This is a genomic window from Curtobacterium sp. MCLR17_059, assembly GCF_003234665.1.
Lineage (GTDB): Bacteria > Actinomycetota > Actinomycetes > Actinomycetales > Microbacteriaceae > Curtobacterium > Curtobacterium flaccumfaciens.
The window spans coordinates 288,222-301,618 of sequence record NZ_QKSU01000002.1; the positions used below are offsets into that span (position 1 = coordinate 288,222).

The following is a 13,397-nucleotide window of genomic DNA, read 5'->3' on the forward strand; positions in this document are numbered from 1 at the left end:
GATGCAGCCAGAACCTACGCAGCCCACGCTCTGCTGGTGCACAGGCAGAGCCGAGCACCGCGTGCTCCGGACAGGCGGTCGGGGTCGGGTGGGGCCGTCGGCGTGGGAGGATCGAACCCATGCGTCTCGTCGTCGCCGGCAGCCCCGCTGCGGCCGTCCCCACCCTCCGCCGTCTGGCGGCGTCCGACCACCAGATCGTCGCGGTGCTCACGCGGCCGGCCACCCCGCAGGGCCGGAAGCGTGTCCTCACCCCGACCCCGGTGGCCGTCGTCGCCGCGGAGCTCGGACTGCCGGTCATCGAGGCCTCGCGTGTCGACGACGCCGTCACCGCCCGGATCGCGGACCTCGACGTCGACCTCGGCGTGATCGTCGCCTACGGCGCACTGCTCCGCCGCCCAGCCCTCGACGCCCCGCGGCACGGGTGGATCAACCTGCACTTCTCCGACCTGCCGGCGTACCGCGGTGCGGCTCCCGTGCAGCGTGCGGTGATGGCTGGCGACACCCGGACCGCCGCCACGGTCTTCCAGCTGGTCGAGTCGCTCGATGCCGGCCCGGTCTACGCCGCCCTGCCCTTCGAGATCGACCCCGAAGCGACCTCGGGTGAGGTCCTCGCGGCGATGGCCGAGGTCGGCGCCGACGTGGTGGCGGACGTCGTGGACGCCATCGCCGCCGGCACCGCCGTCGCGACCGAGCAGTCCGGCGAGCCCACGCTCGCCCCGAAGCTCACGATCGACGACGGCCGCACCGACTTCGCCGCGCCCGCCGCCTCCGTGCACGCGCGGCTGCGCGGGGTCACGCCCGAGCCCGGCGCGTACGCCCACCTGGGCGAGACCCGCGTGAAGCTGCTCCGCAGCACGATCGAGCCTGGAGGCACGCAGGACCCCGCCCCGTCGCTCGCGCCCGGTGCGCTCGCACTCCACGGCGGTCGGCTGCTGGTCGGGACCGCCGACACCCCGCTGGTGCTGCTCGAGGTGCAGCCGGCGGGCAAGAAGGCGATGGACGCCGCCGCCTGGGCCCGTGGCCTCGGCGAACTGGACGGGAAGGTCCTCGCATGAGCCCCCAGACGAAGCCCCAGGGTGCCCGCCGCGGCCCGCGTCCGGCGAGTGCCCGCCGCGTGGCGTTCGACGTGCTCCGCGCCGTGCAGGTCGACGACGCCTACGCGAACCTGCTGCTGCCGACGCGCATCCGCCGCGCCGGGCTCACCGCCCGCGACGCCGGGTTCGCGACCGAGCTCACCTACGGGTCGATCCGGATGCTCGGCCGCTACGACGTGATCATCGCGCTGGCATCCGGTCGCCGGGCCGAGAACATCGAGGCGGACGTCCTCGACGTGATGCGCCTCGGTGCGCACCAGCTGCTCGCCATGCGCACGCCGACGCACGCCGCCGTCGACGCCACGGTCGAGCTCGCCCGCGAGGTCGGTGCCCGCCGCGCGACCGGGTTCGTGAACGCCGTGATGCGCAAGATCGCCGCCCGCACCGACCAGGAGTGGGACGCCCTGATCACCGAGGGCCGTGCCGGGGACGCCCTGCTCGCCACCCGCTGGTCGCACCCCGTCTGGGTCGTCTCGGCGCTCCGCGACGCCCTGGCCGCCGAACGCTCGCGCGACGAGCTCGCCGCCCTGCTCGCCGCCGACAACGCCGCACCCCGGGTGCAGCTCGCGGCCCTGCCCGGACTCGCCACCGACGAGGACATCGCCACCGCGACCGCCCGCACCGCCCCGGACGACGACACCGATGCCGCGTTCGCCGACGCGACCGGTGCGGACGACGTGCCTGCGGCCCTGGTGCCCGCCGACGACGAACCGGAGGCCGACGGCGCGACCGGCACCGTGCCTCCCGTCCGGGCCGACGAGCCCGTCGTGCAGGCGGACGCCGCGCCGGTGTCGCCCGTCGGCATCCGCGGCATCAGCGGCGACCCGGCGCGCGTGCCGGGCGTCGCCGCCGGACGCCTGCGCGTGCAGGACGAGGGTTCGCAGCTCGCCGCGCTGGCGCTGAGCCGCTCGTCGGACGTGCGTGCGGGCGAGCGGTGGCTCGACATGTGCGCCGGGCCCGGCGGCAAGGCCGCGCTGCTCGCCGCCGAGGCGCAGCAGGGCGGGGCGACCCTGGTCGCCAACGAACTCGTGCCCGCCCGCGCCGGACTCGTGCGGAACGCCCTCGGCGTGTTCGGTGACCACGTGCGGGTCGTCGAGGGTGACGCCCGTCGGTACGGACGCGACGGCACCGGGATGACCTTCGACCGCATCCTGCTCGACGCCCCGTGCACCGGGCTCGGCGCGCTGCGTCGCCGACCGGAGGCTCGCTGGCGGAAGCTCCCCGAGGACGTCGAGGAGCTCGCGGCCCTGCAGACCGAACTGCTCGACGCCGCCGTCCGGGTGCTCGCACCGGGCGGGACCCTGGCGTACGTGACCTGCTCGCCGCACCTGGCCGAGACCCGCGGGCAGGTCGACGCGCTGATGGGGCGGCACGGGGACCGGCTCGAGCAGCTCGACACCGCCACGATCGTCCGGGGTGTCGCCGCACGCGACCCCGAGATCGCGGACGGTGCCACGGCGCAGCTGTGGCCGCACCGCATCGGGACGGACGCGATGTTCATCGCGCTGTTCCGTCGCGTCGACTGAGGCGGTTGCTCCGCTGGAACGCTTCTGATATGTTGGTTCCACAAGACCGGTTCCGCCTGCGAAAGCAGGTCCAGGGCCGGTCCTCTTCGTGTGGGGGTGCGTTGAGCGAGGTCAAGGCGTTCCGGTCGACAAGCCAACAGGTCGCGTTGCTCGAGGCCCGCGGGATGGACGTCGGGGACCACGACGCCGCGGTCGAGCTGCTGCGGCGGGTCAGCTACTACCGACTCAGTGGGTACTGGTACTCGTTCCGTCGACTGCGGTCCGGGCACCGGAGCGACGACTTCGCGGCGGGCACTCGTCTCGCTGACGTGGTCTCCCTCTCCGACTTCGACGCCCGCCTCCGGACCACGGTCTTCGACGCGATCGCGCCGATCGAACTCGCCGTCCGCGCCGCACTCGGCCATGAACTGGGGCGGCTCGATCCGTGCGCCCACCTGGAGCCGGCGCTGCTCGGCGTGCTCGCCCGGTCGGGTGACCAGTACGCCGACTGGCGCCGTCGCCACGACCGTGAGGTCGGGCGGTCCCGAGAGGACTTCGTGGAGCACCACCGGCTCGCCTACGGCGGGACCCTGCCCGTGTGGGCCGCCGTCGAGCTCATGGACTGGGGGAGCCTGAGCCGGCTCTTCGGGTTCGCACCGCCGCTGGTGCAGACCGAGGTCGCCGGAGCGTTCGGGCTGAGACCGCCGCAGTTCTCCTCGTGGCTCCGTGCGCTGAACGTCGTCCGCAACGCCTGTGCCCACCACGGCCGGTTGTTCAACAGGGTGTACCCGAAACGCCCCCGCCTGCCGCGCGGAGGGACGCACGACGGACTCGACCTCGCCGCCCACGCGATGAACCGGACCTACGGCCAGCTGACGCTGGTGCAGTACCTCCGCCAAGCCAGCGGCATCGGGCCGTCCCGGCTGCTCGCCGGAGCGATGGCTGCCTACCCGCCGATCGCACTGGTCCCCTTCGAGCAGACGGGGGCGCCAGTGGACTGGAACGCGACGTCGCTGTGGCGATGACCGCGGGCCTCCAGCGGCACGCCGGTAGGCTTGCCCGGTGACGATCCGCATCTCGCCGAGCATCCTGTCCGCCGACTTCGCGAACCTCGAGCGCGAACTCCAGCGCATCGAGACCGCCGACCTGGTGCACGTCGACGTGATGGACAACCACTTCGTGCCGAACCTGACGCTCGGGCTGCCGATCGTGCAGCGCCTGCAGCAGGTGTCGCCGGTGCCGCTCGACGTCCACCTGATGGTGACCGACGCCGACCGCAACGCGCCGAAGTACGCCGAGACGGGTGCGTCGAGCGTCACGTTCCACTTCGAGGCAGCCGACGACCCGGTGGCGACCGCCGCGGCGATCCGGTCGAACGGTGCCCGCGCCGCCGTCGCCGTGAAGCCCGGCACCCCGATCACGCAGGTGCTGCACCACCTCGACGCCTACGACATGATCCTGCTCATGACCGTCGAGCCCGGGTTCGGCGGCCAGTCCTTCATGCCGTCCGTGATGCCGAAGCTCGCCGACGCCCGCGCCGCCGTCGATGCCTCCGGGCTCGACGTGTGGCTCGAGGTGGACGGCGGGATCGCCGTCGACACCGTGCCCGAGGCCGTCCGGAGCGGTGCCGACACGCTGGTCGCGGGCTCCGCGGTGTACGGCGGCGAACCCGCCGCGCGCATCGCCGACCTGCGCGAGGCCGCCGCTCGGGCGCGCTCGTGACCGGGGGAGCGCCGGCCGGTACCGGTGTCACCGGGGCGACCACTGCCTCCCGTCCGGACGGTGCGTCGGCAGCGTCAGCGGAGACCGGTAGCCTGGACCTCGTGAAGACGTTCGACGACCTGTTCCAGGAGCTCACCGAGAAGGCGCGCACGCGCCCCGAGGGCTCCGGCACCGTCGCCGAACTGGACGCCGGCGTGCACCAGATCGGCAAGAAGATCGTGGAAGAAGCCGCCGAGGTCTGGATGGCGGCCGAGTACGAGGGCGACGAGCGCACCTCGGAGGAGATCTCGCAGCTGATCTACCACCTCCAGGTCCTCATGGTCGCCAAGGGGCTCACCCCGGCGGACGTCTGGCGACATCTGTAGGAAGCGCCGCCCGGCGCACCGACGACCGCCGACGACCCCACAGAAAGCAGACCCACTGATGCTCCGCATCGCCGTGCCCAACAAGGGCTCCCTGTCCGAGACCGCGTCCGACATGCTGCGGGAGGCCGGGTACGCCGGCCGCCGCGACCCGAAGGCGCTGCACCTGCTCGACGAGCGCAACGGCGTCGAGTTCTTCTTCCTCCGCCCGCGGGACATCGCCACGTACGTGGGGTCCGGCGCACTCGACGTCGGCATCACCGGCCGCGACCTGCTGCTCGACTCCGGGTCCGAGGCACACGAGGTCGACGCGCTCGGCTTCGCCGACTCCACCTTCCGGTTCGCCGGCACGCCCGGTCGGTTCGGCTCGCTGCAGGACCTCGACGGCGTCCGGGTCGCCACGAGCTACCCCGGCCTGGTCGGGGCGTTCCTCGCCGAGCACGGGGTCAGCTCCACGCTCGTGAAGCTCGACGGTGCGGTCGAGAGCGCCGTGCGCCTCGGGGTCGCCGATGCCGTGGCCGACGTCGTGTCGACGGGCAGCACGCTCCGGCAGGCGGGCCTCGAGATCTTCGGCCCGGTGATCCTCGAGTCGACCGCGGTGCTCGTCTCCACCGACGAGACCATCCCGGGTATCGACGTCCTGCGCCGACGCCTGCAGGGCGTCCTCGTCGCCCGTGGCTACGTGATGCTCGACTACGACGTCCCCACGGCCCTGCTCGAGCAGGCGACGGCGGTGGCGTCCGGCATCGAGTCGCCCACCGTGTCGCCGCTGCACGACCGTGACTGGGCCGCGGTCCGCGTGATGATCCCGCGCGACGACGCGAACCTCATCATGGACGCGCTCTACGACCTCGGCGCCCGGGCGATCCTCGTCAGCCCGATCCACGCCGCACGCCTGTGACCCCCGGTGGCGTGTCGGTCCGGGTCATCCCGTGCCTCGACGTCAAGGGCGGCCGCGTCGTCAAGGGCGTCAACTTCCTGGACCTGCAGGACGCCGGTGACCCCGTCGAGCTCGCGGCTCGGTACTACGACCAGGGTGCCGACGAGCTGACCTTCCTGGACGTCGGCGCCACGGTCGAGAACCGGGCGACGATGTACGACACCGTGACCCGGACGGCCGAGCAGGTCTTCATCCCGCTCACCGTCGGCGGCGGGGTGCGCAGTGTGGACGACGTCTCGCGGCTGCAGCAGTGCGGCGCGGACAAGATCGGCGTGAACAGCGCAGCGATCGCCCGGCACGAGCTCATCGGCGAGATCGCCGACCGGTTCGGTGCCCAGGCCGTCGTGCTGTCGCTCGACGTCAAGCGCTCCGACCGGATGCCCTCGGGCTTCGTGGTCACCACCCACGGCGGGCGGACCGAGTCCGACCTCGACGCCATCGCGTGGGCACGCGAGGCCGTCGAGCGCGGCGCGGGGGAGCTGCTCGTCAACTCCATCGACGCCGACGGCACGAAGAACGGGTTCGACCTCGAACTCGTGGCCGCGGTGCGCGCCGTCTCGTCCGTCCCGGTGATCGCCTCGGGAGGCGCGGGTCGCGTCGAGCACTTCGCCCCGGCCGTCGACGCGGGTGCGGATGCAGTCCTCGCCGCCAGCGTCTTCCACCGTGGCGAGATGACCGTGGGGGACGTCAAGGCCGCGCTCCGCGCGACCGGCCACGCCGTCCGCTGATCCGCCGCCGTAGGCTAGGAGCCTCATGACCGACAGCACCAGCACCGACACCGAGGCGGTCCTCGACCGCGCACACTTCGGTGCGGACGGCCTGCTCCCCGCCATCGTGCAGGAGGAATCGTCGAAGGACGTCCTCATGCTCGGCTACATGGACCGGGAAGCCCTCCGCCGCACCCTCACCGAAGGCCGTGTGACCTTCTGGTCGCGGTCGCGGAACGAGTACTGGCGGAAGGGCGACACGTCGGGACACGCCCAGTACGTCCGCGGTGCCGCGCTGGACTGCGACGACGACACGCTCCTCGTCACGGTGCAGCAGGTCGGGGCGGCGTGCCACACCGGTGCGCACCGGTGCTTCGACGTCGACCCGCTCGCGCCCGTGACCATGTCCGCCCCGGCGGACACGGCCGTGGAGCCGACCAGATGACCACCGCGACGATCTCCGAGACCCCGCACACGACCTCCCGACCGGAGTTCGACGGCCTGCTCGGCGACCACCGTGTCCTGCCGGTCGTCCGTGCGCTGTACGGCGACAGCGAGACGCCGGTCGGCGTCTACCGCAAGCTCGCCGACGGCCGCCCCGGGTCCTTCCTGCTCGAGTCCGCCGGCCAGGGCGGCCTGTGGTCGCGCTGGTCGTTCGTCGGCGTGCGGAGCTTCGGCGTCCTGACCCAGGAGGGCGACCGCGCGGCCTGGATCGACACCGGCATCGACGCCGAGCGTGCCGTCGGATCGCTCGACGGCGCCCCGCTCGAGGTCCTGGCGCGGTTGCACGAGCGCTGGGCGACGCCCCGCGTGCCCGGCTCGCCGCCGCTCGTCGGCGGCACCGTCGGCTTCATCGGGTGGGAGGCCGTGCGCCAGCTCGAGCACCTGCCGAACGTGCCGCCGGCCGACTTCGACGTGCCCGGACAGGCGCTGTCCTTCGTCTCCGAACTCGCCGCGCTCGACCACCGCACCGGTCTCGTGCTGCTGGTCGCGAGCGTGCTGAACGACGGCACCGACGATGCGGACACCCTCTGGGCGGACGCGCAGCAGCGACTCGACCGCATGCAGGGCGACCTGGTGCAGCCGAGCGTCGCGACCGTGGCCGAGGCCTTCGAGATCGCCGAGCCGACCCCCACCCACCGCACGAGCCCGGCCGACTACATGGCGGCCGTCGAGCGCTCGAAGGGCTTCATCCGCGACGGTGACGTGTTCCAGGTCGTCATCTCGCAGCGGTTCGACCACGAGGTCACGGCGGACCCGCTCGACGTCTACCGGGTGCTCCGGACGCTGAACCCGAGTCCGTACATGTACTTCCTCGCCCTCGCGGACACCGCCGACGAGCGGTTCTGGATCGTCGGCGCATCGCCGGAGGCGCTGGTCAAGGTGCAGGGCGACCGCGCCATCACGCACCCGATCGCCGGGTCCCGCCCGCGCGGTGCGACCCCGGAAGCGGACGTCCACCTCGGCGAGGACCTGCTCGGCGACCCGAAGGAGCGCGCCGAGCACCTGATGCTCGTCGACCTCGCGCGCAACGACCTGCAGAAGGTGTGCGAGCCGGGCACCGTCAGCGTCACCGAGTTCATGACCGTCGAGCGGTTCAGTCACATCATGCACCTGGTGTCGAGCGTCGAGGGGCGGGTGCGTCCCGACGCCTCGGCGATCGACGTGTTCCGCGCGACGTTCCCGGCAGGCACGCTCTCGGGCGCGCCGAAGCCGCGTGCGCTCGAGATCATCGACGAGCTCGAGCCGGCGAAGCGCGGTGCGTACGCCGGTGTCGTCGGGTACTTCGACTTCGCCGGTGACGCCGACCTGGCGATCGCGATCCGCACCGCCCTGATCAAGGACGGCGTCGCCCGCGTGCAGGCCGGTGCCGGACTCGTCGCGGACTCCGACCCGGAGACCGAGCACGTCGAGGCGGTCAACAAGGCCGCCGCCCCGCTGCGTGCCGTCGCCACGGCCAACCGGATGCGCGAGGTCCGCTCGTGAAGCGCTCGCGTCCGATCGTCGTCGTCGCCGGGCTGCTGGTCGCCGGCGTCATCATGCTCGCCTGGACCCAGACCTGGTTCACCGTCCGTCTGCACGCGGGTGCCGCCGTCACCTCGACGGTCTCGGCCGACGGGGCGGCGGTCGTGCCGCAGTACACCGCGCTGGCGATCGCGAGCCTCGCGCTCTTCCTGGCGATGACCATCGCGGGACGGGTGCTGCGCATCGTGCTCGCCGCCGTCGAGATCCTGCTCGGCCTCGGCGTGGTCGTCAGCGGCATCACCGCCCTCGGCGACCCCATCGCCGCCGCACGCGGTGCCGTCGGCGAGGTCGCCGGGGTCAGTGACCTCGGTGCCGTCCGCGGTGTCGTGTCGAGCGTCTCCGTGAGCCCGTGGCCCGCCGTCGGGATCGCGGGTGGCGTGCTCGCCGTGCTGCTCGGCGTGGTCGTCATCGTCGTCCAGCGCGCCTGGCCCGGCCCGAGCCGGAAGTACGGTGCCGCCACCGCCGGAGCCGCCGCAGCAGCACGTGCAGCAGCACCCGTCCAGCGCGACGCGGTCGTCGACTGGGACGACCTGAGCGCGGGCGTTGACCCGACCACCGCCGACGGCGCGGGCGCGGGGGCGCCGAGTGACGACACGGTAGGATCGACAGGGCGTCGCTCGACCGACGACGCCGGAGCAGAACGAGGAGCACCGTGAGCAACACTGAGCCCGCAGAACTCGGCGAAGGCCACTCGCCGGCCGCCTGGACCGCCGTCGTGATCATGCTGATCGGATTCGCGGCAGGCACGCTGTTCTTCTGGTTCGACCAGCCGTGGGGCGTCTGGGCCTCCGCTGGCGTCGTCCTCATCGGCCTCATCGTCGGTGGCGTGATGAAGAAGGCCGGCTACGGCGTCGACGGTCCGAAGTTCGTCCCCAAGCACCACGGCGAGTAGGGGTCTCCCGATGCCGAACGTGCTCGAGACCCTCATCGCGGGCGCGCTCGAGGACGCCGCCGCCCGTCGTGTCGACCGTCCGTACTCGGACGTCGAACGCGACCTCGACCGGGTGGCGTCGCCGCTCGACGCCCTCGCGTTCCTCAGCCCGGGCGACCGGGTGAAGATCATCGCCGAGGTCAAGCGCGCCAGCCCGTCCCGCGGGTCGATGGCCGCGATCGCCGACCCGGCCGCCCTCGCCGCCGACTACGAGCGTGGCGGGGCCTCGACGATCAGCGTCCTGACCGAGGGCCGCAAGTTCCTCGGCAGCCTCGCCGACCTCGAAGCCGTGAAAGCCCGCGTCGGGGTGCCCGTGCTCCGCAAGGACTTCATCGCCGACCCGTACCAGGTGATCGAGGCCCGGGCGTCCGGAGCCGACGTCGTGCTGCTCATCGTGGCGGCGCTCGAGCAGGCCCGTCTTGTCGAGCTGCACACCCTGGCCGAAGAACTCGGCATGCGCGTGCTGGTCGAGGCGCACTCCGGTGACGAGGTCACGCGTGGCCTCGACGCCGGTGCCCGCATCCTCGGCGTCAACGCGCGGGACCTCACCGACTTCTCGCTCGACCGCGACCTGTTCGGGTCGCTCGCCGACCGCATCCCCGACGGGGTCGTGCGTGTCGCCGAGTCCGCGGTCTCCGGTCCGGCCGACGTCGCGCACTACCGTGCGGCGGGCGCCGACGTCGTGCTGGTCGGCGAAGCGCTCGTGACGGGTGACGACCCCGCCGCGACCCTGGCGTCGTTCGTCGACGCCGCCGACCGGGCCTGACCGGCTCCGCCCACGTATCGAGGCCGCCGACCGCGGCCGCACGTTCCACCCGTCCGACGCGGCCGACCGGCCGCGTCGGACTCGTCCCGGGAGACACATCGTGACCTCACTCCGCGACCTGCACGGCCCCTACTTCGGTGACTTCGGCGGACGCTTCGTCCCCGAGTCCCTCGTCCTCGCGCTCGACGAGCTCGAGGCCGCCTTCCGCCAGGCCTGGGCGGACCCGGCGTTCCGTGCGGAGCTCGACGAGCTGCAGCGCGACTACACCGGTCGCCCCTCGATCATCACCGAGGTGCCGCGCTTCGCGAAGCACGCCGGTGGCGCCCGGGTCATCCTGAAGCGCGAGGACCTGAACCACACCGGGTCCCACAAGATCAACAACGTCCTCGGCCAGGCACTCGTCGCCCGTCGGCTCGGCAAGACCCGCCTGATCGCGGAGACCGGTGCCGGCCAGCACGGCGTCGCCACCGCGACCGCCGCAGCCCTGTTCGGCATGGAGTGCGTCGTCTACATGGGCGCCGTGGACACCGAGCGACAGGCCCTCAACGTGGCCCGGATGCGCCTGCTCGGTGCCGAGGTGATCCCGGTCGAGACCGGTTCGCGCACCCTGAAGGACGCCATCAACGACGCCCTGCGCGACTGGGTCGCCAACGTCGAGTCGACGCACTACCTGCTCGGCACGGTCGCCGGTCCGCACCCGTTCCCCGAGATGGTGCGCGAGTTCCACAAGGTCATCGGCGAGGAAGCGCGCCAGCAGGTCCTCGACCGCGTCGGTCGTCTGCCGGACGCCGTCGCAGCGTGCGTCGGCGGCGGCTCGAACGCGATGGGCATCTTCGAGGCATTCCTCGACGACGAGTCCGTCGCACTGCACGGCTTCGAGGCCGGGGGCGACGGCGTCGAGACCGGTCGGCACGCGGCGAGCATCACGCTCGGTCGCGAGGGCGTCCTGCAGGGCGCGAAGTCGTACCTGATGCAGGACGAGGACGGCCAGACGATCGAGAGCCACAGCATCTCCGCCGGACTCGACTACCCGAGCGTCGGACCGGAGCACGCGTACCTGGCGTCGATCGGCCGCGCGAAGTACCAGCCGATCACCGACACCGAGGCCATGGAGGCGTTCCGCCTGCTGAGCCAGACCGAGGGCATCATCCCGGCGATCGAGTCGTCCCACGCCCTCGCCGGTGCGATGAAGCTCGGCAAGGAGCTCGGCCCCGAGGGCGTCGTGCTCGTGAACCTGTCCGGCCGCGGTGACAAGGACGTCGCGTCCGCCAGTCGCTACTTCGGCATCCTCGACGAGAACGCGGTGCAGCTGTGACCACGAACAAGACCGTCGCCCAGACGATCGACGCCGCCAACGCCGAGCGCGCCGGAGCCGTCGTCGGCTACCTGCCCGCCGGGTACCCGAACCTGCAGACCAGCGTCGACGCCGCCGTCGCCCTCGCCGAGAACGGCGTGGACGTCATCGAGTTCGGTCTGCCGTACTCCGACCCCGTGATGGACGGCCCCGTGATCCAGCGGGCAGCCGAGGAGAGCCTGGCGAACGGCTTCCGGGTCGCACAGGTCTTCGACGCCGTGCAGCAGATCACCGAACGGGCCGACGTGCCGGTCCTCGTCATGACCTACTGGAACCCGGTGCTGCGCTACGGCGTGGACCGCTTCGCCGACGACCTCGTCGCCGCCGGTGCCGCCGGCCTCATCACGCCCGACCTCATCCCCGACGAGGCCTCCGCGTGGACCGAGGCCTCGGAGCGGACCGGGCTCGACCGGGTCTTCCTCGCCGCGCCGTCCTCGTCGGACGAGCGCATGCGCCAGGCGGTCGAGGCCAGCCGTGGGTTCGTGTACGCCGTCTCGACGATGGGTGTGACCGGTGCCCGGGTCGGCGTCGACGTCGCCGCACGCACGGTGGTGTCGCGTCTGCGCGACGCCGGGGTCGAGCGCACCTGCGTCGGTCTCGGGATCTCGACGGCCGAGCAGGTCGGTGAGGTCCTCGAGTACGCCGACGGTGCCATCGTCGGGTCCGCGTTCGTCCGTGCGCTGGCCGACCTCGGTGTGCAGGGTGTGGCCGACCGTGCCGCCGACCTCGCCACCGGCGCCCGCCGCCGCTAGTCCAGTTCCTGTCCGGCCCGCGAGCCGCGCTACAGTGAGCGAGGCCGACGCCACGTCGACCGCGCCCCGTCAGTTCCGAAAGGCGACAGCACCTCCATGCCCCTCCTGAGCATCCCGAGCCCGAGCACCGCCTGGCAGTACTTCGACCTGACCGCCTGGCTGCGCGACGCGTTCGGCTGGTCGCTGCCCCTCGACTTCCGCATCCACGCGTACGCGATCTGCATCCTGATCGGGATCGTCGCCGCGGTCGTCCTGGCGAACCGACGACTCAACGCCCGTGGTGTCGAGCGCTGGATCATCATCGACATCGCGATCTGGGCCGTGCCCGCCGGCATCATCGGCGGTCGTCTCTTCCACGTGTTCACCCACGTGTCCGACTACTTCGGCCCCGGCATCGACCCGCTGTCCTTTCTGTACATCTGGGAGGGCGGGCTCGCCATCTTCGGGGCGCTCATCCTCGGGTCGGTCGGTGCGTGGATCGGCTGCCGTCAGGTGGGCCTGCGGTTCACGTCGTTCATCGACGCGGTCGTGCCGGGCGTCCTGCTCGCACAGGCCTTCGGTCGCCTGGGCAACTACTTCAACCAGGAGCTCTTCGGCATGCCGACGAGCCTGCCCTGGGGCCTCGAGATCGACTCGAGCAACGCCGCGTTCCCGAAGGGCCTGCCCGAGGGCACGCTGTTCCACCCGACCTTCCTGTACGAGATCATCTGGAACGTCCTCGGTGTGGTCGTCATCCTCTTCCTGGCGCGCAAGTTCACGCTGCAGTGGGGCAAGGTCCTCGGCCTGTACCTGATCTGGTACGGCGCCGGGCGCTCGGTGCTCGAGTCCATCCGCGTCGACACGAGCGAGACCTTCTTCGGCGTCCGCACCAACGTGTGGGTGGCCCTCGCCGCGGTCGTGATCGGCATCCTGATCTTCGTGGTGCAGAGCCGTCGCCACACCGGCAAGGAGCCGAGCCCGTACCTGCCGGGTCGCGGGCCCCGTCCGACCTCCGTTGTAGACTCCGAGGACACCTTCTCGGAGCACGATGACGACGCAGCAGACGGCGTCACGAGCGACGAACCGGTCACGACCACTCGCTGATCCCGTGGTGGGAGCACCCGCTCCCGACGACCACCGGTCACGTGCAGCACACCAGCAGCAGCAGCAGCACCAGACGGTCCCCGCCACAAGCGGGGCCCAGCAACCTCGCCGGCCGGCAGGGCAACTCACTGACGGCGGGCACGGGCACCAGTCCCG

General features: G+C 72.2%; 15 protein-coding genes. All 15 read left to right on the forward strand.

Annotation, left to right across the window (positions count from 1 at the left end):
* Nucleotides 1–119: 119 nt before the first annotated feature.
* The 15 genes from fmt to lgt all read left to right on the forward strand — a co-directional run bounded on the left by fmt (nucleotide 120) and on the right by lgt (nucleotide 13,241).
* Complete coding sequence (fmt, locus tag DEJ12_RS05130; protein WP_111029260.1) at nucleotides 120–1,055, forward strand: methionyl-tRNA formyltransferase; 936 nt, start codon at nucleotides 120–122, stop codon at nucleotides 1,053–1,055.
* On the forward strand, nucleotides 1,052–2,620 hold the full coding sequence (locus DEJ12_RS05135) for an RsmB/NOP family class I SAM-dependent RNA methyltransferase (protein WP_232750155.1): 1,569 nt from the start codon (nucleotides 1,052–1,054) through the stop codon (nucleotides 2,618–2,620). Before fmt ends, DEJ12_RS05135 begins: the two co-directional genes overlap by 4 nt.
* Before the next feature lie 101 nt (nucleotides 2,621–2,721).
* Nucleotides 2,722–3,624: an Abi family protein gene (locus DEJ12_RS05140; protein ID WP_258370537.1), complete on the forward strand. Its 903-nt coding sequence runs from the start codon at nucleotides 2,722–2,724 to the stop codon at nucleotides 3,622–3,624.
* A gap of 37 nt (nucleotides 3,625–3,661) precedes the next feature.
* Nucleotides 3,662–4,321 (forward strand): ribulose-phosphate 3-epimerase, encoded by a 660-nt coding sequence (gene rpe / locus DEJ12_RS05145; protein ID WP_111029262.1) that lies wholly within the window; start codon nucleotides 3,662–3,664, stop codon nucleotides 4,319–4,321.
* 101 nt (nucleotides 4,322–4,422) lie between these two features.
* A complete protein-coding gene (locus tag DEJ12_RS05150) occupies nucleotides 4,423–4,686 on the forward strand; it encodes a phosphoribosyl-ATP diphosphatase (RefSeq protein WP_027465728.1) in 264 nt (87 codons plus the stop codon).
* A gap of 58 nt (nucleotides 4,687–4,744) precedes the next feature.
* Nucleotides 4,745–5,584, forward strand: a complete 840-nt coding sequence (hisG, locus tag DEJ12_RS05155; protein WP_071403725.1) for an ATP phosphoribosyltransferase — start codon at nucleotides 4,745–4,747, stop codon at nucleotides 5,582–5,584.
* Between the two features lie 11 nt (nucleotides 5,585–5,595).
* Complete coding sequence (gene hisF / locus DEJ12_RS05160; RefSeq protein WP_258370538.1) at nucleotides 5,596–6,351, forward strand: imidazole glycerol phosphate synthase subunit HisF; 756 nt, start codon at nucleotides 5,596–5,598, stop codon at nucleotides 6,349–6,351.
* Nucleotides 6,352–6,376: 25 nt separating this feature from the next.
* Nucleotides 6,377–6,775, forward strand: coding sequence for a phosphoribosyl-AMP cyclohydrolase (gene hisI / locus DEJ12_RS05165; RefSeq protein ID WP_110864563.1), 399 nt, complete (start codon nucleotides 6,377–6,379; stop codon nucleotides 6,773–6,775).
* Nucleotides 6,772–8,316 carry an anthranilate synthase component I gene (locus tag DEJ12_RS05170; protein WP_111029264.1) on the forward strand — a complete coding sequence of 515 codons (1,545 nt, stop codon included), beginning with the start codon at nucleotides 6,772–6,774 and terminating at the stop codon, nucleotides 8,314–8,316. Before hisI ends, DEJ12_RS05170 begins: the two co-directional genes overlap by 4 nt.
* Entirely contained in the window at nucleotides 8,313–9,011 is a 699-nt protein-coding gene (locus DEJ12_RS05175; RefSeq protein ID WP_110858960.1) for a Trp biosynthesis-associated membrane protein, read from the forward strand. The genes DEJ12_RS05170 and DEJ12_RS05175 overlap by 4 nt, the downstream gene beginning before the upstream one ends.
* Nucleotides 9,008–9,247: an HGxxPAAW family protein gene (locus DEJ12_RS05180; RefSeq protein WP_017887200.1), complete on the forward strand. Its 240-nt coding sequence runs from the start codon at nucleotides 9,008–9,010 to the stop codon at nucleotides 9,245–9,247. Before DEJ12_RS05175 ends, DEJ12_RS05180 begins: the two co-directional genes overlap by 4 nt.
* A 19-nt stretch (nucleotides 9,248–9,266) precedes the next feature.
* A complete protein-coding gene (gene trpC / locus DEJ12_RS05185; protein ID WP_111029303.1) occupies nucleotides 9,267–10,052 on the forward strand; it encodes an indole-3-glycerol phosphate synthase TrpC in 786 nt (261 codons plus the stop codon).
* A gap of 100 nt (nucleotides 10,053–10,152) precedes the next feature.
* Nucleotides 10,153–11,367 carry a tryptophan synthase subunit beta gene (trpB, locus tag DEJ12_RS05190; RefSeq protein ID WP_071244754.1) on the forward strand — a complete coding sequence of 405 codons (1,215 nt, stop codon included), beginning with the start codon at nucleotides 10,153–10,155 and terminating at the stop codon, nucleotides 11,365–11,367.
* A complete protein-coding gene (gene trpA / locus DEJ12_RS05195; RefSeq protein WP_071403730.1) occupies nucleotides 11,364–12,158 on the forward strand; it encodes a tryptophan synthase subunit alpha in 795 nt (264 codons plus the stop codon). The genes trpB and trpA overlap by 4 nt, the downstream gene beginning before the upstream one ends.
* Nucleotides 12,159–12,254: 96 nt before the next feature.
* Nucleotides 12,255–13,241, forward strand: coding sequence for a prolipoprotein diacylglyceryl transferase (gene lgt / locus DEJ12_RS05200; protein ID WP_071244753.1), 987 nt, complete (start codon nucleotides 12,255–12,257; stop codon nucleotides 13,239–13,241).
* Nucleotides 13,242–13,397: the final 156 nt, after the last annotated feature.

What these genes read in the sequence shown, in the direction of transcription:
- fmt (WP_111029260.1), top strand. Translation starts at nt 120, where the DNA reads ATGCGTCTCGTCGTCGCCGGCAGCCCCGCTGCGGCCGTCCCCACCCTC.
- DEJ12_RS05135 (WP_232750155.1), top strand. Translation starts at nt 1,052, where the DNA reads ATGAGCCCCCAGACGAAGCCCCAGGGTGCCCGCCGCGGCCCGCGTCCG.
- hisG (WP_071403725.1), top strand. Translation starts at nt 4,745, where the DNA reads ATGCTCCGCATCGCCGTGCCCAACAAGGGCTCCCTGTCCGAGACCGCG.
- hisI (WP_110864563.1), top strand. Translation starts at nt 6,377, where the DNA reads ATGACCGACAGCACCAGCACCGACACCGAGGCGGTCCTCGACCGCGCA.
- DEJ12_RS05170 (WP_111029264.1), top strand. Translation starts at nt 6,772, where the DNA reads ATGACCACCGCGACGATCTCCGAGACCCCGCACACGACCTCCCGACCG.
- lgt (WP_071244753.1), top strand. Translation starts at nt 12,255, where the DNA reads ATGCCCCTCCTGAGCATCCCGAGCCCGAGCACCGCCTGGCAGTACTTC.